The following is an 18,171-nucleotide window of genomic DNA, read 5'->3' on the forward strand; positions in this document are numbered from 1 at the left end:
GATCCGCGAAGACCTGGTCGAAGTTGCCAAGATTTCGCATTGCATCCGCATTTACTCAGTCGACAACGGTCTCGACAAGGTGCCCGCACTGGCATCACAGGTCGGGCTAAAAGTTCTTCTCGGAGTCTGGATCGGCAACAACCGCACCAAGAATGCAAAGCTTATCGACACCGCGGTTGCGCTTGCTCGAGACTATCCGGCTACGGTGACGGCGATCGTTGTCGGCAACGAAGTCTTGTTGCACGGAGACATGACCCCTTCCGACCTTCGAGAGCTCCTGCTGTCGGTCAAAGCGCGCGTCAAAGTGCCTGTGACTTACGCGGACGTCTGGGAATACTGGTTACGCTACCGCGAAATTCAGGATGCCGTAGATTTCGTGACGATCCATGTGCTGCCTTACTGGGACAATATTCCGACCAGGGCCGAGGACGCGGCCGCAAAGGTTGCCGCGATCCACAAGCAGGTATCGCTTGCGTTTCCAGGCAAGGAAGTCGTGATCGGCGAAACCGGCTGGCCAAGCATGGGACGCATGCGCGAAGGAGCGCTTCCGTCACGGATCAACCAGGCCCGCGTCATCTCGGACATTCTTGAGGTTGCCAAGCGCGACAACTTTCGCGTCAACCTGATCGAGGCTTTTGACGCCTCTTGGAAGCGGTATTGGGAAGGCACCGTCGGCGGCAACTGGGGTTTGTTTAAAGCAGATCATCACACCCTGAAATTCCCGCCCGGCGTCCCCATCAGCAATTATCCGCTGTGGAAGTCACTAATGGGAAGCGGCATGGTATTGACGATCGGCGTCTACGCCGTGGCTTGGTTCAGCCAGCGGCGCAGGCCGTGGAAATCCCGACCTTCCTCATGGCTCGCGGTCGGCATTTCGGCAACGGTGGCTGGAGTCCTGTTGGGGATCGCGATCGACAAAATGATGTATGAAAGCTTCGGCCTCGGAGGCTGGCTGCGGTGGGGTACGCTGCTTGTGGCTACAGCCGCCGCACCGATGCTATGCGCCAATGCCTTGATGTCAGGCCGCGGGCTCCCCGCATTTCTGGAATTGATGGGACCGCGCGAAAGCAGAACCCAGTCGTTCCCGACTTTGATTCTTGGCGTCGTCGTGATGACGATCATGGTCATTGCAACGGGAACCGCACTGGGATCGGTGTTCGATCCGCGTTGGCAGGACCTCCCTTTTGCCTCGCTGACGATGGCGGCCGTGCCCCTTGCTATGCTTTCCTGGCTCAATCGTCCGAGAACGGGCGTCCACCCGATCGCCGAGACAACGTTTGCGGCGCTTTTCCTTTTCGGCGCGCTCTATGTCGTCTTTATCGAAGGAATCCAGAACTGGCAGGCGCTCTGGACTTCCGGAGCCTATATGTTGCTGGCCCTGTCGATGTACGGAGTCCGCAGCAAGGAAGGGGTTGCTCAGGTCGAGCCCAACATTTCCTGAGCAAGATAGGCATCCGAAACGCCGGATCAAACCCCAGCTCGCGTTGTGCTTTCGCGGACGAGACAGCCACAATGGCCGGCGTAAGGGTCATCGCGCAGAGCATCGCCTTCGTCTATGCGCCAGGCGAGGGAGTCCGAAACGAAGATGATTCGCCCGACGTCAACGCCGAACCGCCGCGCCGCCTGACTGTGCAGGGCGTGGTCGCGCTCGAGCATGATGTGTTGCAGACGGCCGGGATCGCCGGCGTCGTGCTTCGCTATGGTTACTTTTATGGGCCGGGTACCTGGTACGACACGCCACCAATCGGCGGCTCCCAGCATCAAGACGCCGCGCTCTTCAAGCGCTCCAGCGCCTCGAGGATCTTGGCCTTTCGGGCCGACGCCGCTTCGCGCTTTTCTTTTTCTTCCTCGACGACTTCCTCGGGCGCGTTGGCGACGAACTTCTCATTGGCCAACTTGGCATCGACCCGCTTGATGTCCGCATCGGCCTTGGCGAGCTCCTTGTCGAGCCGCGCCTTCTCGGCCGAAAGGTCGATCACGCCCTTGAGCGGCAGCGAAGCGACTTCGCCACGGACCAGCAGTTGCACCGAACCTTCCGGCGCGCCGTCGGCAAAGGAAATGTCGGCCAATCGCGCCATCCGTTTGATGACGTCATTCCAGCGCGGAGCGCGTTCTTTGGTCTCTGCGGATGCACCCGACAGCACCAACGAGGTCATCGTCGAGGGCGGAATGCTCATTTCGGCCCGCACCGAACGGATGGCGGTGACGAGGTCGACCACCCAGCCGATCTCGGCTTCGGCGGCGGGATCGCTGAACTCGGTTGTGTCCAGGATCGGCAGAACCGGCGCCAGAAAGGGTTCATTCGGGCTTGCGGCGGCCGCAAGCGCCACTTGCTCCGGCGTCAGCTCCCTTGCCTTGCGGGGCCATGGCGCCAGGACCAGCAGGCCCTCGCGTTTGGCCGTGACCGCCCACAGCTCTTCTGTGATGAAGGGCATGAAGGGGTGTAGCAGTTTGAGTATCTCATCGCGCGCCCACGCCATCATCGCGCGGGTTTCGGACTTGGCGTCGCTCTCCTCGCCCATCAATACCGGCTTGGCCAGTTCGACGTACCAGTCACAATAGACGTTCCACACGAACCGATAGATCGCGCCTGCCGCATCATTGAAACGATAGGCTTCGATGGCCTCGGTCACCTCGCGCGTCGCCCGTGAGGTCTCGTGTGCGATCCAACGGTTCAGCGTCTGCTTCGTTTTGGCTGGATCGAAATCTGGAGGCGTCGCGCAAGCATTCATCTCGGCGAAGCGGCAGGCGTTCCACAGCTTGGTTGCGAAGTTGCGATAGCCCTCGACCCGGCTTGCCGCGAGCTTGATGTCGCGGCCTTGCGCGGCCATCGCGGCCAGCGTGAATCGCAACGCATCCGCACCGTAGTCGTCGATCAGATGCAGGGGGTCGATCACGTTACCCTTTGACTTCGACATCTTCGCGCCCTTCTCGTCGCGGACGAGGGCGTGGATGTAGACCGTCGAGAACGGAGCTTCCTTCATGAAATGGAGGCCCATCATCATCATACGGGCGACCCAGAAAAAGATGATGTCAAAGCCGGTAACGAGAACGTTCGTCGGGTAGTAGCGCTTCAGCTCCGGCGCGTCGTCGGGCCAGCCGAGTGTTGAAAACGGCCACAGCGCCGAAGAGAACCAGGTGTCGAGCACGTCTTCGTCACGGGTGATAAAGTCCGCACGCTTGTTGCGGTCGAGCGCCATCTCGCGCCCCTGCTCCATCGTGATGACCTCCTGCTCGGCGTAGTAGCCAAGCGCGTTGCCCACGGCTTCTTCTTCCGTCTCGGCAACGAACACCTTGCCGTCCGGCCCATACCAGGCGGGGATCTGATGACCCCACCAAAGCTGACGGGAGATGCACCAGGGCTGGATGTTCTCCATCCAGTCGAAATAGGTCTTTTCCCAGTTCTTCGGCACGATCCCGGTAGCGCCAGAACGCACCGCCGCGATAGCCGGTCGCGCCAGCGTCTTGGCATCGACGTACCATTGATCGGTCAGGTAGGGCTCGATGACGACGCCGGAGCGATCACCGTGCGGCACCATGTGCGTGTTCGGCTCGATCCGCTCGAGGAAGCCGAAATCCTCCATGCGCGCCACGATTCGCTTGCGCGCGACGAACCGGTCGAGCCCCTGCATTTCCTCGGCGAAGGCGCTCGCCCCTTCCGGCAAACCGCGCAGGTAGTCCTCGTTTCCGACGAGGGCGATTGAGGCCTCTTTGTCCAGCACGCTGATCTGCGGAAGGTTATGCCGCCTGCCTACCTCGAAATCGTTGAAGTCGTGCGCCGGCGTCACCTTGACCGCGCCCGAGCCTTTTTCCGGATCGGAATATTCGTCGGCGACGACCGGGATTCGTCGTCCGACCAGCGGCAGGATTACGTGCTTGCCAACCAAATCCCGGTAGCGGTCATCATCTGGATGCACGGCCACACCGGTATCGCCGAGCATGGTCTCGGGCCGTGTGGTGGCGACGACGATGAAACTTGCGGGATCGTCCGGGCTGAACGTCTTGCCCTCGATGGGATAGCGCAAATACCACAGGCTGCCCTTGACCTCGATCTGTTGCACCTCGAGGTCGGAAATCGCCGTAAGCAGCTTCGGATCCCAGTTCACAAGCCGCTTGTCTTTGTAGATCAGGCCCTGACGGTGCAGTTCCACGAATACCTTGACGACGGCCCGCGAAAGTCCTTCGTCCATCGTGAACCGCTCGCGCGACCAGTCGCAGGAGGCGCCAAGCCGCTTCAACTGATTGACGATGATGCCACCGCTTTCGGCTTTCCACTGCCAGACCCGTTCAAGGAACTTCTCGCGGCCGAGATCGCGGCGGCTCGGCTCCTGCCGTTCCATCAACTGCCGCTCGACGACCATTTGGGTAGCGATTCCCGCGTGGTCCGTGCCGGGTTGCCACAGCACATCGCGGCCGCGCATGCGTTCGAAACGGCACAGGATGTCCTGCAAGGTATTGTTGAGCGCGTGACCCATATGCAGCGAGCCCGTCACGTTGGGCGGCGGGATCACGATGGTAAAAGGCCTGGCGTCGCGCCGTTCAGGACGCCCCGCTGTGAACGCGCCTGCATCCTCCCACACGCGGGACATGCGGTCTTCGATATCGGCGGGCTGGTAGTTTTTCTCGATCATGACGGCTGCATTCGGGAACTCGAACAGGCTAAAAAGCCGCCCCGGCGCGCCAAGTCAACACGCTGTCAGGCCGGACAGGAAGATAAAGCCGATGTAGTGGCTGAATCGCGAGCGGCAATCGGCCATTGCGCGCGATAGGGATGCAAATTTAGAATCGAACTGCTAGCGCCCGCGCGAAACCCGTTCGATTTCCGCCTTGACGATGCGCTCTACAAGTCCCGGCAAATTGTCATCGAGCCAGGATTTCAGCATCGGCCGCAGCATTTCCTTGACCAGATCTTCCAGCGTACGCGCATTGTTGCTGAGCACCGTATGCGCCAGACTATTGAAGGCCGATTCCACCGCCGACACCGTCGAACGCGACAGCATGGCAGGGGAATCCATCGGGCTCGGCGGCGGATCGAATACCGGCTCGCGCATTGGCGCCCTGGCGGCAGCTTCGGTAAACTCGATATCGTCCGGTGGTTCGACCTTCTTGAAGACAGGCGGAGGCGGCGGCTCAGGCAGCGCCATTTCATCGGTTAGATCCAGAACATCGGGCTCAGGCTCAGGAGCGGCGGGGCGGATTTCTTCCGGCGTCGTGGCCTCGTCCAGCCCGTTGAGCAGTGCGTCGATGTCGTCCTGACTATTGCTCACCGCCGGCGCAGGCGTCGGCGGTGGCGGCGCCGGGGCGGCTATCTTGGGAGGCGCGGCTGGCGCGGGAGGATTGTCCACCCGAGCTCGTACGGCCGGCGCGGGGGCAGGATTCTCAGCCTTTGCCGGCGCTGGAGGAGCCGCAGGTGGAGGGCTCGCGGCCGGAGCCTTTTCGGCGACCACAGGCTTTGCCTCGTCGTCGGCAATGATGCGCCGGATCGACGCCAGAATCTCCTCCATCGAGGGTTCTTGAACCTTCGCAGGCTGCGTCATTTCCGATTCCACCTCATCAACGCCCTCAACAGCGTTTTTATACCAAGCGAGGCGGGTATTTGCAGGTTCCGGATAGACAGGCGCGGATTTTCATCGCGCCGACCCGACTTGTCCCCAGACAAACGCCGCCCGTCGCGTCGCACGGACCTTTGCCCCGCCCTGCACACCGACGCCCCGCTCTTGAAAATTCCAATACGGTGCGAATCGCTCTGCTGCCTCAGAGAACGCTACGTCAGGGCTGCAAACGATTGCAAGCAACGCCGGCGCCCACCTGAGGACACGGGCGCTGCTGTGAAATAGACGTGGGCCTCTACAGGCTAGCCTGCAACAACGCGACGATCAGTGACCGTCGGGTGTGCGAACACCGAACCAGCTGTCACGCACCTGCTGATAGTGCACGCTGGGATCGTAGGTCGTGGTCGCCAAACCGAGGACCTGCGGCGAAAGCCGCCCCACGGCGGACAACACGCTGTAGGACGCCACCACACGATCGTGCTGCGCCGTCACCAGCGCTACCCGCGCGTTGACCAGCGCCTGCTGGGCGTTGAGCACGTCGAGCGTGGTTCGTTGTCCGGCCTTGGCTTCTTCACGCACGCCGTTGAGCGCGATTTCCGATGCCGTCACCTGCGACTGGGCCGAGGCCACCTGAGCCTTGCCCGCCACCAGCTGTCCCCAGGCCGTGACCGTGTTGGCGCGCGTCTGGTCGCGGGTTTGTTCGAGAACGAGCCGCTGTTGGGCCAGCGATTCCTTGGACTGACGGATCAGCGAATACTCGGAACCGCCTTGATAGACTGGCACGTTCACCTGTGCGATGGCGGAAGCACCAAACGTCCGCGGCGACGTAATGTTCGTCTGATATTGCTGCTGAACTGCCGCCTGCAAGGTTACCGTCGGCAGCAATGCTCCCTCGTTCACCTTGACCTGCAGAAAATTCACGTCGATGCCGTACATCGCCGCGGTGACATTGGGATTTTCGATGAGGCTGAGCTCGACGGCCGCGGGAAGCGTCCCCGGCAGAAAACGGTCAACCGGCGAGCCCGGCGCCAGTGCCTGCGGCTCGTTGCCGATAATGCGGCGGAAATTGGCTTGCGTGGTCGTCAGCGTCGCCTGCGCCGCCAGAAGCTGCGTCTTGCCGGCCGCGAGTTGCGCTTCCGACTGCGCAACGTCGGTGCGGGTTACCTCGCCGACATTGAAACGGTCCTGGGTCTGCTTCAGCGTCTGGTCGAGAACGCGAACGTTGCTGCGGTTCACCTCGACGATGGCGGAGTCACGCAGGTAATCCATGTAGACGGTGGCCGCAGACAGCAGAACGGTCTCCTCGAGCACGCGCAGGCCTTCGCGGGCGCCGGAAACCTGACTCTCCGCGGCGCGCGTTTTGTTGGCGGTCTGGTTGCCATTGTAAAGCGTCTGCGTAACGGAGGCGCCGACACTGGTTGGCGGCGTTGCTCCGGCAAAATCAAGAGGCGTTCCGAAATTCGAAAGGGCGTCTCCGTATTGATATCCGGCGCTTGCGGTTACCGCGACCTTTGGCCGGTATCCGGACAAGGCCTGCGGAACGTTTTCGTCGGTGGCCCTGACGGAGGCTCGCTGCGCATTGAGCTGCGGATTATTCTGATAGGCGCGCACCAGCGCAGCCTCGATCGTGTCGGCCAAAGCCGGCATCGGATTCGCCAACGCCAAAAGAAGTACCGTCGCCGCAGCCCCGGTAACGACCTTCACCCGATCCATCCCAAGTATTCCAATCATTCTGTCCCAGGTTCCGCAGCGTTGAACCGGGTCATCAAGTCATTCCAAACAGATATCCCGTGTCGCACCTTATTCTTCACACCAGAGCGAAGGAACCCCCCGAACGGCGGGGACAGTGGGAAACTCGGCAGATGGGGCATCCGGGCCACACTCTGAGGACCAGGCGATCCGGAGGCGCTTGACGCTAGAAAACGAACGCTGCGGGCCTCTCCAGACCCGGCAGGACCGGTATTGCGGTGTCGAAAAGCGCCCGATTCCCAAAATCGCCATGGGATACCGTCACCACCATGGCCCTCTGCTGCCCGGCCAAGGCGAACGTTCCAACCAGCCGACCCCCTTCCCGAAGCTGACGATAGAGCTTTTTGGGCTCGATTTCGGTCGTGCCGTTGAGGAGAATCACGTCAAAAGGCGCGTCCGCCGAATCGCCGTCCGCTACCGGCGCGGTTTTGACCGTCACGATTCCGGGAGCAAGCGCGGCAAGATTAGCCTTGGCCGTTGCCGCGAGCGACGGATCGCATTCGGTCGCCGTGACACGCTTGCCCAGACGCGCGGCCACAGCTGCCAGGTAGCCGGTAGCACATCCCACCACCAGCACCTCGTCAGTTGCACTGATGTTAGCCGCCTGGATCATTTTAGCCGTCACCGCCGGCCTCAACAGGAATCGCTTGGGCGCACCGCCTTCGCTGACGTCGATATCAAGATCAAGATAAGCGAGCGAGCGCTGCGCCCGCGGAACAAATGCCTCACGCGGAATGGCGAGCATGGCATCGATGATTCGGATGTCGGTGACGTCACTCGGACGCACCTGACCATCGACCATTTTCTGGCGCGCGATCGAAAAATCGGACATTTGAGAGCCCCGGTGGCGAGCGGTCGTAGCCGCGGGAGGTGAAGAAAACGGCGCCATCTTTGATACAAGGTCTGTCAAAACGCAACACAGCGTCGGTCACGAAGACCGAGCATCCATCGGTGGTTGGCCGGATAATGGGGAACACGAGCACCGTGCCACGGCCCAACCGTCCGCGTGCACCATCGACACTTGCGAAATCGCCTTATTTCGCCCTTTGCAAGCCCCGGAGGCTTTGTTATACGCTCCGCCTGCGAACCCTAGGCTTCGCTCATTCCTCGGTAGCTCAGCGGTAGAGCATTCGACTGTTAATCGAATGGTCGCTGGTTCGAATCCAGCCCGGGGAGCCAGCAGCTCCGAGACTAAAGCAAGTCGACGAAAAAAATTACCGGCTGCTCCGCAAGAGCGTTCTGCGCGGTCGCGTCTCATTGTCGCAAGTTGACGGTCTCCGTCCTTTGTGCGGATTCGCGGGTCTCGGCGTTAGGTCGACGATATTCACCCGACCCGAATTCCCTTCAGTCCCGTCCAGCGTCCGTTGGTTCAATGTGATGCAAGACCGGCCGGCGCCGTCCATATTTCTTCGCGGGCCCGTTAACGCTTCGGCAACCAACCCGGCTCGGACGCTCCAGACCGTTACAATTTGAATGATTTGCGCAATTCGGAAAAAAAGGAGTTTTGCGACGCTTGGCGCTCGATTGACGGAGAGCGCGATGAGCGAAGCGGAATTCGAACGACTGCTCGATGCCGTCAACGCGGCCGTCGCGCCTGTTCCCCAGGACGATTTCATCACCGGCTCGATGACGTATGGTAGGCCGCCGGAGGCTGCGAACGACAACGGGTTGGCCTGGCCGCTGATCCCATTCCCCGATGGCTGGCACGCCACCTGCTGACGGCTCCAACCAACTGTCGATGCGCAGATCGAGAAACGCGGCTGAACCTTCAGCGCATCCCTTAAATCTTGCTGCAAGCCTCTGATTTAATTGATGGAGGCCACGTCCGGAATTGAACCGGAGTAAACGGTTTTGCAGACCGCTGCGTAACCACTCCGCCACGTGGCCCCATGGGGCGGGATCAATACAGGTGGCCAAGGGGTTAGGCAACTACCCTCGCCCGGCCGGGCTACCCGCCATACCCGTTGGGATTCTGGTTTTGCCACCGCCAGTGATCCCTGCACATGGTTTCCAGATTCCTGGTGGCCTGCCATCCGCCCAGGTGCTTTGCCGCACGATCAGTCGCTGCATAACAAGCAGCAATGTCGCCGGCGCGGCGCGGCTGCACGCTGTAGGGAATCGATCTTCCGCTCGCCTGCTCGAACGCCTTCACGACATCCAGCACGCTGTTTCCCCTTCCCGTTCCAAGGTTGACTGCAAAGCATGCGGGCTGGTCGAGAGACTTTAGCGCGGCCACATGTCCCTGAGCCAGGTCGACCACATGGATATAATCCCGCACCCCCGTGCCGTCGGGCGTGTCGTAGTCTCCCCCGAAAACATTCAGCCGTTCGCGCCGCCCGACCGCGACTTGCGCAACGAACGGCAGGAGATTGTTTGGTACTCCCTTGGGATCTTCGCCAATCAGGCCGCTTTCATGCGCGCCGATGGGATTGAAGTAGCGAAGTATGCCGATGCTCCATGTTGGATCGCTGGCAAATAAACCGCGCAGCATCTGCTCAACGACGAACTTCGTCTGGCCATACGGATTGACGGGATTGAGCGGGTGATCCTCGGTGTAAGGCAGAAACTTCGGGTCGCCGTAGACGGTCGCGGATGAACTGAAGATGATCCGCTTGAGTTGGCTCGCCTGCATGGCCCGCAACAGGCGGTGGGTGCCAACGACGTTGTTGTCGTAGTAATCGAGCGGCGAAGTAACGGAATCGAGCACGGATTTCAGGCCGGCGAAATGAACGACGGCCGTACATCCGAAATCGTTCAGCACCTTCTCGACACCAGCCTGGTCGCGAATATCGCCCTCGACGACCGTCAACCGTTTCGCGCAGATCTGTTGGACACGTTCCAGCGACGCGCGGCTGCTGTTGGAAAAGTTATCGAGAACTACGACCTCGTTGCCGGCATCAAGAAGCTCGACGCAGGTGTGAGAACCGATATATCCCGCACCGCCGGTCACCAAAATCATTGGGATCTCCTCGCGCCCGATACCGGGTTTCGTCTTGTTTTATCACGTCGGCGATGAGGGATTTGGCTTCCGATGTCAATAACGACGCTCTAAGCTGAAACCGCGCCATCTGGATTTTTAGCGCCGATCATTAGAGGAATTTTCAGATGCTTAAAATTTTTACTTTCACGGCCATTCTCGCGCTAGCCGGAACGTACGCAATGGGGGCGGCCCCGGCAAAGGCGCAAGGCGCCTCGTCAGCCATCGGCAAGTGTATGTCGGCTTGCCGAAAGCAAGGTGGCCGGCGATGCGAAAGTTATTGCGAGCACGCCAGAGCCACTCGCTGACAGAAATCTCAGGTTACGCTCGCCTGCGGCGGCGAAAATCGCGCTTTGGCCGCGGTTTTGGCGCGAGCGAAGGCTGTTCCTGTTGTACATCCCGATACTTTTGCAGCATCCGCGCAAAACTTGCGTTTAGCGTGTCGGCGATGTCAGGGCGCTTTTCGAGGTTGGCAAGGACCAACGCCGCCGCCTCGATCGTGGAGAGCCCGTCGCGTCGCGGCTCGCGGCGAAGCTTGCCGTAACGTGATGGCTGCGAGGGGCCCAGGATCAGCCGTTGGCATTTCAGCATCCAGGCATTACGCCACCACAGCGCCTTGGCCTGGCTCCAGGTGCCGTCCAGCAGCACCACGCCTTCGATCCCCCGTAAAATGGCGCGCTGACCTTCCGCAATCTCGCCTTTGCGGTTGATGGCAACGACTTCTTCGGTCGTGTCGAGATCGGTCGCTTTGGCGGACCCTAAATAGAGCACCGCCCAGCGCGAGGGATCGGCGACCGTCCGTCCCAATGCCTTGGACAGACTCGGCCAGGAAAGGCCGATCTTGAGGACAGCCCTTTCAAAGTGCATCGCCGTCAGCCGGGCGGTGCCGAGCGCCCGGTCCTGCTCTTGCGGATGCTGCAAAATCAGGAGACCTAGACGGCTTTCGATCGGCTTGACTTCCGCGCAGACGCATAAAGGCATCGGCTTGCGGCAATGGGGGCAATCTGGCGTCGTCGCGGTCGAGGCGATGCCATCTTCAGCCTCAGGTGGTCTGGACATAGACTTGCTATACGCTGCGCCGAGACAGGCTTCAACGACCTCCGGAATGGTTACTCACCCGCTGCCATTTGGCGATCACGCGTGGGGCGATATCCACCGTCGCGTTCTCCTCCCAACACCACCGCCTATCGAAACTTCCGGTACGACGCCCCGTATCTTGGGGGTGTCAGAGGGCGGGGAATGGAATGCGCATTGCGGTGATCGGGACGGGAATTGCCGGCAATGCCGCTGCTTGGACCTTATCGAAACGTTACCAGGTAACCGTCTATGAGCGGGAAATCCGGCCCGGCGGCCACAGCCATACCGTCAATATCGACTATGACGGCACGCCGATCGCGGTCGATATCGGGTTCATCGTTTACAACGAGCTCAACTACCCGGGCCTGACCGCGCTGTTCGACCATTTGGGCGTCGAGACCCGCGAGAGCCATATGAGCTTTGCGGTGACCGCCGACGCCGGCCGCTTCGAATGGAAGGGCGGCGGCGAGAACTGGTGGCAAACGACGTCAGGCCTGTTTGCGCAACCGCGAAACCTGCTTTCGCCGAGCTATCTTCGGATGCTGCGCGATATTCTCACCTTCAACCGCGAGAGCGTCAAACACTACGCCGCCGGCCGGCTGAAAGGCATGACGCTGGGCGAGTACTTCCATCAGCGAAAATTCGCCCCGCGATTGCTCTCGGATTATCTCGCGCCGATGGGCGCGGCGATTTGGTCAACACCGGCGCAGGAAATGATGGATTTTCCAGCCGAGAATTTCGTGGCGTTTTTCAGCAACCATCGCCTGTTGCAGTATGAGCGGCCGGTCTGGCGGACCGTCAAAGGCGGTAGCCGAAATTACGTCGAGAAGTTGACCGGCACTTTTCGGGACCGCATCCGCTTAGGATGCGCGGTCACCTCCATCGAGCGGAAGACGCGCGGCGTTGTCGTCACCGACAGCCACGGCGGCAGCGAAACCTATGACCACGTCGTGATTGCATCGCATAGCGATCAGGCTCTGGCGATGCTATGCGATGCCGATGATCGGGAGCGCACCGTGTTGGGCGCCATCGGTTATTCGCCCAACACGATTTACCTGCACCGCGACCCCAGACTCATGCCGAAGCGACGACGGGTATGGGCGGCCTGGAATTTTCTGCGCTGGCCGCGCAAGGGGACGGCCCTCAATGACGTCGCCGTGACTTATTGGATGAACGAGCTCCAGGGGATCGACAAGAACAAGCCGCTGTTCGTGAGCCTCAATCCTCCGTTCGAGCCTGATCCCAAGCTTACCTTCGGCCGGTATATCTGCGAACATCCGCAATATGACGCGGCCGCTTTTGCCGCCCAACGGCAGCTCAAGGACATTCAGGGAAAGCGCCACACCTGGTTTTGCGGAGCCTGGACCGGATACGGATTCCACGAGGATGGGATACGGTCGGGACTGGCCGTTGCGGAGGCCTTGGGCGCCACGGCACCCTGGCGCGAAGCGCCGCCTGAACTCGCTGAAGCCGCGGAGTAACCCCATGCGAGACCGCAACGCCAAAACAGCCGGGATTGAAGGCGATGCGGCCGCACTTTACGTTGGCGAGGTTATGCACGCCCGTCTCAAACCGGTCGGGCATCGCTTCAACTATCGCGTGATGAGCTTGCTCATCGATCTCGACCGGCTCGAGGTCGCCGACCGGCAGACGCCGCTATTCGGCGTCAACCGGCGAGCGCTCTACAGCTTCCACGAGTCCGATCACGGCGAACGAGACGGCTCATCTTTGCGACTCTATGTGCAACGTTGCGCGAGCGAACACGGAATCGACCTGACTGGCGGACGGGTACTGCTGATGTGCTATCCGCGGTTACTCGGTTACACCTTCAATCCGCTGTCGGTTTATTTCTGCTACGACGCGAACGGGCACCCTGCCCTTCTGATCTATGAGGTCCGGAATACATTCGGCGATATCCATGCCTACATATTGCCGGTGATGCGCGGCGACATCAGTCCGGCCGGCATTCGGCAGGCACAGGAAAAGCGGTTTTACGTCTCGCCCTTTGTCGAGATGGCGATGCGCTATCATTTCAGGGTCGTGCTCCCGAGAGACCACGTCAAACTGCGTATTCTCGAGACCGACAGCGAGGGACCGCTGCTATCGGCAACCTTCAATGGTCATCGGCGCGCGCTCGCTACTGCAGAGTTGCTGCGCTCGTTCTTTTCGCTGCCCGCCGTCACGGCCAAGATCATCGTCGCCATCCACTGGGAAGCCCTGCGGCTCTGGCTGAAGGGGGTGCGGCTGGTGCCTCGTCCGGACGGGACCGCCAACGGGAGCTTGGCGACCGCCGCGAGCGGTGATTATACTCCCACATCTGCTCATGGCAGAAGGTGAGGCCAAGGTCGGTCGGCGATGCCCGATTTAATTCCGATCACGTCCGAATCTGTGGATCGTCTGCCTGCGGATCTGCCCCGCATGGTCCGGCTCGCGCTTGGGTACGGGGCAAAGCTCCGTTACGGCTCGCTCGAAGTCACCCTGCCGGATGGCCGCGCGGTCAAACTTGGCGATAACGGACCAGGTCCAACCGCAGCCATGAAAGTCTATGATTTTGGATTTGCCTCCCGCTTGATCCGCGGCGGCGACATCGGCATTGCCGAGGCGTACCTGCGCGGCGATTGGGACACCCCCGACCTGACGCAATTTCTCTACCTCTTCTGCGTCAACCAGGACTGGATGCGATCGATGCTCATCGGCAAGCCGATGGTGAAAGCAGTCCAGGTGGTCCGACATTGGCTCAACCGCAATACCAGGCGTCAGGCGCGGCGCAACATCTACAAACACTACGATATCGGAAATGCCTTTTACTCGGCCTGGCTTGACCCGAGCATGACCTATTCGTCAGCGTTGTTTGAAGAGCACACGGTCGATCTGACCGCTGCCCAGAACAACAAATACCGGCGGCTCGCCGAAGCGATCGATCTGAAGCCGGACCAAAAACTGCTTGAGATCGGCTGCGGATGGGGCGGGTTCGCCGAATACGCGGCCAAAACCGTAGGCGCGAAGGTAGTCGGGCTCACCATCAGCAAAGAACAGCGCGACTTCGCGCAGGCGCGCATCCAGGCCGCAGGCCTCAACGATCGCGTCGAAATCAGGCTGCAGGATTATCGCGACGAACGCGACCACTATGACCGTATTGCCTCCATCGAAATGATCGAGGCGGTGGGCGAAGAGTTTTGGCCGCGGTATTTTTCGCAACTGCGCGACCGCCTGCTGCCCGGCGGCCTCGCCGGCATCCAGGCGATTACGATTCAGGACAATCTGTTCCACACCTACCGCCGCGAGGTCGATTTCATCCAGTGCTATGTATTTCCCGGCGGCATGCTGCCGTCGCCGCAAATACTCAAATCGCTGGGCGAGCGTTTCGGTGTGCCTGTCATCCGCGAGCGGATTTTCGGGCAAGATTATGCCAAGACGCTTGCCACCTGGCGAAATAACTTCCGCACCGCCTGGCCCAACCTCATCCCGCTCGGCTTCGACGACCGGTTCCGGCGACTGTGGGAATATTATCTCGCTTACTGCGAGGCGGGCTTCCTGTCGGGAAATATCGACGTCCGCCAAGTCGTGTTCGCCAAAGCGAGCTAGGCCGCGGCGCACAAATCCGTCGCACAACCGGCTTCCACTTTCATTGCCCGCGCTTTACTCTCGCCTTCCACAGGTCGATTTCGAGCATATCTAACGCGCATGAAAATCAAAAAAGACGTCATCGAAGCTATCGGCAATACCCCGCTCATAAAGTTGAAGCGGGCTTCCGAGCTGACCGGCTGCACGATCCTCGGCAAGGCCGAATTCATGAATCCTGGCCAATCCGTGAAGGACCGCGCCGGCAAATGGATGATTCTGGAAGCCGAAAAACGCGGCGAGCTCAAACCGGGCGGCCTGGTCGTGGAAGCGACTGCCGGCAACACGGGAATCGGTCTCGCCATTGTCGCCAGCGCGCGCGGATACCGAACGCTGATCGTGATTCCGGAAACGCAGAGCCAGGAAAAGAAAGACATGTTGCGGCTCTGCGGCGCCGAATTGGTCGAGGTGCCGGCGCTGCCCTACGCCAATCCGAATAACTACCAGCACATCGGCCGACGCCTCGCCGATCAGTTGCGGGCGCATGAGCCGAATGGCGTCTTGTTCGCCGATCAGTGGAACAATCTGGACAATCCGAAAGCACATTATGAATCGACCGGGCCCGAAATCTGGCAACAGACCGACGGCAAGGTTGACGGCTTCATCTGCTCGGTCGGGTCGGGTGGCACGCTCGCCGGAACGAGCAGGTTTCTGAAAGAGAAGAACAAGGGAGTCGTGATCGGTTGCGCCGATCCGCAGGGAGCAGCGATGTATGAGCTGTTCAAGCACGGCGAGGCCAAGGCTACGCCAGGCGGATCGATCACCGAGGGCATCGGGCTTGGCCGCGTCACCCCCATCATCGAGCAGGCCAGGGTCGATGAGGCCTATCTGATACCGGATGCGGAAGCGGTTCCCGTGATCTACGAGCTGCTCGAGCACGAAGGCCTTTGCCTCGGCGGCTCGACCGGCATCAACGTGGCCGGCGCAATTCGGCTGGCTAAACAGCTCGGGCCCGGCAAGACGATCGTGACCATCCTTTGCGATTCTGGAAACCGCTATCAATCCAAGCTGTTCAATCCGGACTTCATGCGATCGAAGAACCTGCCTGTGCCGGTATGGCTGGAAAGGCGCAGCAAAATCAACGTGCCGTTTGCGAAGGTATGAGTGAGAGAGCTGTCCGGTCGGACCAACCCCGAAATGGCAGCGACGATTAGCGCAGGATCTGGCTGAGGAAGAGCTTGGTCCGCATATGCTGCGGATTGGCGAAGAAATTTGCCGGCGTGTTGGTCTCGATGATCTGCCCCGCATCCATGAAAACGATGCGGTTGGCCACTTCCCTGGCAAACCCCATTTCATGGGTGACGACAAGCATGGTCATGCCTTCCCTGGCGAGGTCGACCATAGTGTCGAGCACCTCCTTGACCATTTCCGGATCGAGCGCCGAGGTAGGCTCATCGAACAGCATGACCTTGGGATTCATGGCGAGCGCGCGGGCGATGGCGACGCGCTGTTGCTGGCCGCCCGACAGCTGGCTTGGGTATTTGTTGGCCTGATGCGGGATCTTCACCCGCTCCAGATATTTCATCGCCGCCGCTTCGGCGTCTTTCTTCGGAACATGGCGAACCCATATCGGCGCGAGCGTGCAGTTTTCCAGCACCGTCAGATGCGGAAACAGATTGAAGCTCTGAAACACCATGCCCACTTCGCGACGGACCTCGTCGACCCGCCGCAGTTGAGGACCGAGCTCGATGCCGTCGACGACGATCCGGCCTTCCTGAAACTCCTCGAGCGCATTGATGCAGCGGATGAACGTCGACTTTCCGGAACCGGAAGGACCGCAAATCACGATCCGCTCGCTTTTAGCCACGTCGATATCGATGTCGCGCAGGACGTGAAAGTCGCCGTACCATTTGTTGAGCCCGGCTATACCGACAATCGGATCTGTGGTCATGAGGTTTCCCGGTTACCCACCATGCGCATTCAGCCTGTTCTCGACGAACAGCGAATAACGTGACATGCCGAAACAGAAGACGAAATAGATCATTCCGGCGAACGCGAAGCCTGTAAAAAGCGTCGTCGGAGTCGCCCATACCGGATCGGCGAATGCGGCATGCACCGATCCCAACAGATCGAACAGCGCCACGATCGACACCAGCGACGTGTCTTTGAACAATCCGATAAAGCTGTTGACGAGCCCGGGAATAACGTGGCGCAGCGCCTGCGGCATCACGATCAAGCCGGTGGTCTTCCACCACGATAGGCCGATGGCGTTGGCCGCCTCGCTCTGCCCGCGCGGGATAGCCTGCAGCCCGCCACGGATGACCTCCGCAATATAGGCTCCCGAAAACAGGGCTATGCCGATCAAGGCGCGAACCAGGCCATCGATCTTGAAATTGCCGGGTAGAAACAGCGGCAGCATATAGGTTGCGAAGAACAACACGGTGATCAGGGGGACGCCACGCCAGAACTCGATGAAGACGACCGAAAAGAAGCGGATCAGCGGAATAGTCGAGCGCCGGCCAAGCGCCAGCGCTATCCCGATCGGCATGGAGGCGACGATACCGGTCACCGAAACCACCAGCGTCACCAAAAGGCCGCCCCAGAGCCCGGTACTGACCACAGCGAATCCACCTTGGTCGAGCCCCATCACGGCAATGACGATGGCGATGCCGACAAACGTCGCAACACTTGCGACCAGCGCGCGCCAACCGGTTCGTACGCCGCCGTTGAGAACGAACAACATCAACGAAACGACGACTGCGGTTACCGCGAGGTCGGCCCACACCGGACGGGCGGACGCTTGAATTTCGCCATTGAGCCAGAGCAGCGGCCAGATCAGGCCGGAGGTCGCCCATCCCACCAGGTCAGCTAGCTTGCCAAGCAGGAGCAATAGCGGTCCGATGACGGCGGTTGCCTCACCCGCCTGTGAGAGCTTCTGGCCGAGTTCACTAGCCCCGGTGGCAAAGCCCGACAGAACGCCGGCTGTCCAGCTGACGCCAAAGCCGGTCAATCCGCCGCCAAGGAGCAGGAAAAACGCGACAACAGGAAATGCGACAAAAAACAGACAGGCATTAAGTCCCTTGGCCGGCAATCGCGGAATCAGCAACGGCAGCAGCAGAAGAGCCGCGAGCAGGAAAGTCAGATTGACCCGCCAGCGTTCTGCCTCCGGATAGAAGCCGTAGATAAACTGGGCGAATTTTGCCTGGATGAATGGCCAGCAAGCACCGACTTCATGTCCGGCGTTCTGCGCGAGGC

At 60.5% G+C, this 18,171-nt stretch carries 14 protein-coding genes and 2 tRNA genes; 7 read left to right on the forward strand and 9 right to left on the reverse strand.

The window, feature by feature from the left end; all coding sequences use genetic code 11:
* The coding region (locus WB528_RS24070; RefSeq protein ID WP_423891408.1) for a beta-(1-6) glucans synthase at positions 1-1,441 on the forward strand (1,441 nt) is incomplete at its 5' end.
* A gap of 319 nt (positions 1,442-1,760) precedes the next feature.
* On the opposite strand, the gene WB528_RS24075 is transcribed toward WB528_RS24070, so the two are convergent.
* The 4 genes from WB528_RS24075 to WB528_RS24090 form a co-directional block, all read right to left on the reverse strand.
* The gene (locus tag WB528_RS24075; protein WP_423891410.1) at positions 1,761-4,631 is read right to left on the reverse strand and encodes a valine--tRNA ligase; all 2,871 of its coding nucleotides are present in this window, start codon (positions 4,629-4,631) and stop codon (positions 1,761-1,763) included.
* Between the two features lie 162 nt (positions 4,632-4,793).
* A complete protein-coding gene (locus tag WB528_RS24080) occupies positions 4,794-5,537 on the reverse strand; it encodes a PopZ family protein (protein ID WP_423891412.1) in 744 nt (247 codons plus the stop codon).
* A gap of 339 nt (positions 5,538-5,876) precedes the next feature.
* The gene (locus WB528_RS24085; RefSeq protein WP_423891415.1) at positions 5,877-7,265 is read right to left on the reverse strand and encodes a TolC family outer membrane protein; all 1,389 of its coding nucleotides are present in this window, start codon (positions 7,263-7,265) and stop codon (positions 5,877-5,879) included.
* A gap of 202 nt (positions 7,266-7,467) precedes the next feature.
* A complete protein-coding gene (locus WB528_RS24090; protein ID WP_423891417.1) occupies positions 7,468-8,133 on the reverse strand; it encodes a protein-L-isoaspartate O-methyltransferase family protein in 666 nt (221 codons plus the stop codon).
* Between the two features lie 272 nt (positions 8,134-8,405).
* On the opposite strand from WB528_RS24090, the gene WB528_RS24095 reads away from it, so the two are divergent.
* Together WB528_RS24095 and WB528_RS24100 are read left to right on the forward strand one after the other, a co-directional pair.
* Positions 8,406-8,480: transfer RNA gene (locus tag WB528_RS24095), tRNA-Asn, on the forward strand.
* Between the two features lie 360 nt (positions 8,481-8,840).
* Entirely contained in the window at positions 8,841-9,020 is a 180-nt protein-coding gene (locus WB528_RS24100; protein ID WP_423891419.1) for a hypothetical protein, read from the forward strand.
* Positions 9,021-9,114: 94 nt separating this feature from the next.
* On the opposite strand, the gene WB528_RS24105 is transcribed toward WB528_RS24100, so the two are convergent.
* The 3 genes from WB528_RS24105 to WB528_RS24115 all read right to left on the reverse strand — a co-directional run bounded on the left by WB528_RS24105 (position 9,115) and on the right by WB528_RS24115 (position 11,337).
* A tRNA-Cys gene (locus WB528_RS24105) sits at positions 9,115-9,188 on the reverse strand.
* Between the two features lie 61 nt (positions 9,189-9,249).
* Positions 9,250-10,260 carry a UDP-glucose 4-epimerase GalE gene (galE, locus tag WB528_RS24110; RefSeq protein ID WP_423891421.1) on the reverse strand — a complete coding sequence of 337 codons (1,011 nt, stop codon included), beginning with the start codon at positions 10,258-10,260 and terminating at the stop codon, positions 9,250-9,252.
* A 339-nt stretch (positions 10,261-10,599) separates the two neighbouring features.
* Positions 10,600-11,337: a tRNA-uridine aminocarboxypropyltransferase gene (locus tag WB528_RS24115; RefSeq protein WP_423891423.1), complete on the reverse strand. Its 738-nt coding sequence runs from the start codon at positions 11,335-11,337 to the stop codon at positions 10,600-10,602.
* Between the two features lie 185 nt (positions 11,338-11,522).
* Here WB528_RS24115 and WB528_RS24120 point away from each other — a divergent pair, with 185 nt between their 5' ends.
* From WB528_RS24120 to WB528_RS24135, 4 genes are all read left to right on the forward strand, one after another.
* Positions 11,523-12,836 carry an NAD(P)/FAD-dependent oxidoreductase gene (locus WB528_RS24120; RefSeq protein WP_423891426.1) on the forward strand — a complete coding sequence of 438 codons (1,314 nt, stop codon included), beginning with the start codon at positions 11,523-11,525 and terminating at the stop codon, positions 12,834-12,836.
* 4 nt (positions 12,837-12,840) lie between these two features.
* On the forward strand, positions 12,841-13,692 hold the full coding sequence (locus WB528_RS24125) for a DUF1365 domain-containing protein (RefSeq protein WP_423891428.1): 852 nt from the start codon (positions 12,841-12,843) through the stop codon (positions 13,690-13,692).
* Positions 13,693-13,710: 18 nt separating this feature from the next.
* Positions 13,711-14,940 (forward strand): class I SAM-dependent methyltransferase, encoded by a 1,230-nt coding sequence (locus WB528_RS24130; RefSeq protein ID WP_423891430.1) that lies wholly within the window; start codon positions 13,711-13,713, stop codon positions 14,938-14,940.
* A 99-nt stretch (positions 14,941-15,039) separates the two neighbouring features.
* Positions 15,040-16,080: a cysteine synthase A gene (locus tag WB528_RS24135; RefSeq protein WP_423891431.1), complete on the forward strand. Its 1,041-nt coding sequence runs from the start codon at positions 15,040-15,042 to the stop codon at positions 16,078-16,080.
* Positions 16,081-16,126: 46 nt separating this feature from the next.
* Here the strand turns inward: WB528_RS24135 and WB528_RS24140 are convergent, their stop codons facing one another.
* Both WB528_RS24140 and WB528_RS24145 read right to left on the reverse strand, forming a co-directional pair.
* The gene (locus WB528_RS24140; protein ID WP_423891433.1) at positions 16,127-16,867 is read right to left on the reverse strand and encodes an amino acid ABC transporter ATP-binding protein; all 741 of its coding nucleotides are present in this window, start codon (positions 16,865-16,867) and stop codon (positions 16,127-16,129) included.
* 12 nt (positions 16,868-16,879) lie between these two features.
* Positions 16,880-18,171: amino acid ABC transporter permease (locus WB528_RS24145; RefSeq protein WP_423891435.1), on the reverse strand; the 1,292-nt coding region annotated here is incomplete at its 5' end.

This window comes from Bradyrhizobium sp. (assembly GCF_049586575.1).
In the GTDB taxonomy this organism is placed as follows: domain Bacteria; phylum Pseudomonadota; class Alphaproteobacteria; order Rhizobiales; family Xanthobacteraceae; genus Bradyrhizobium.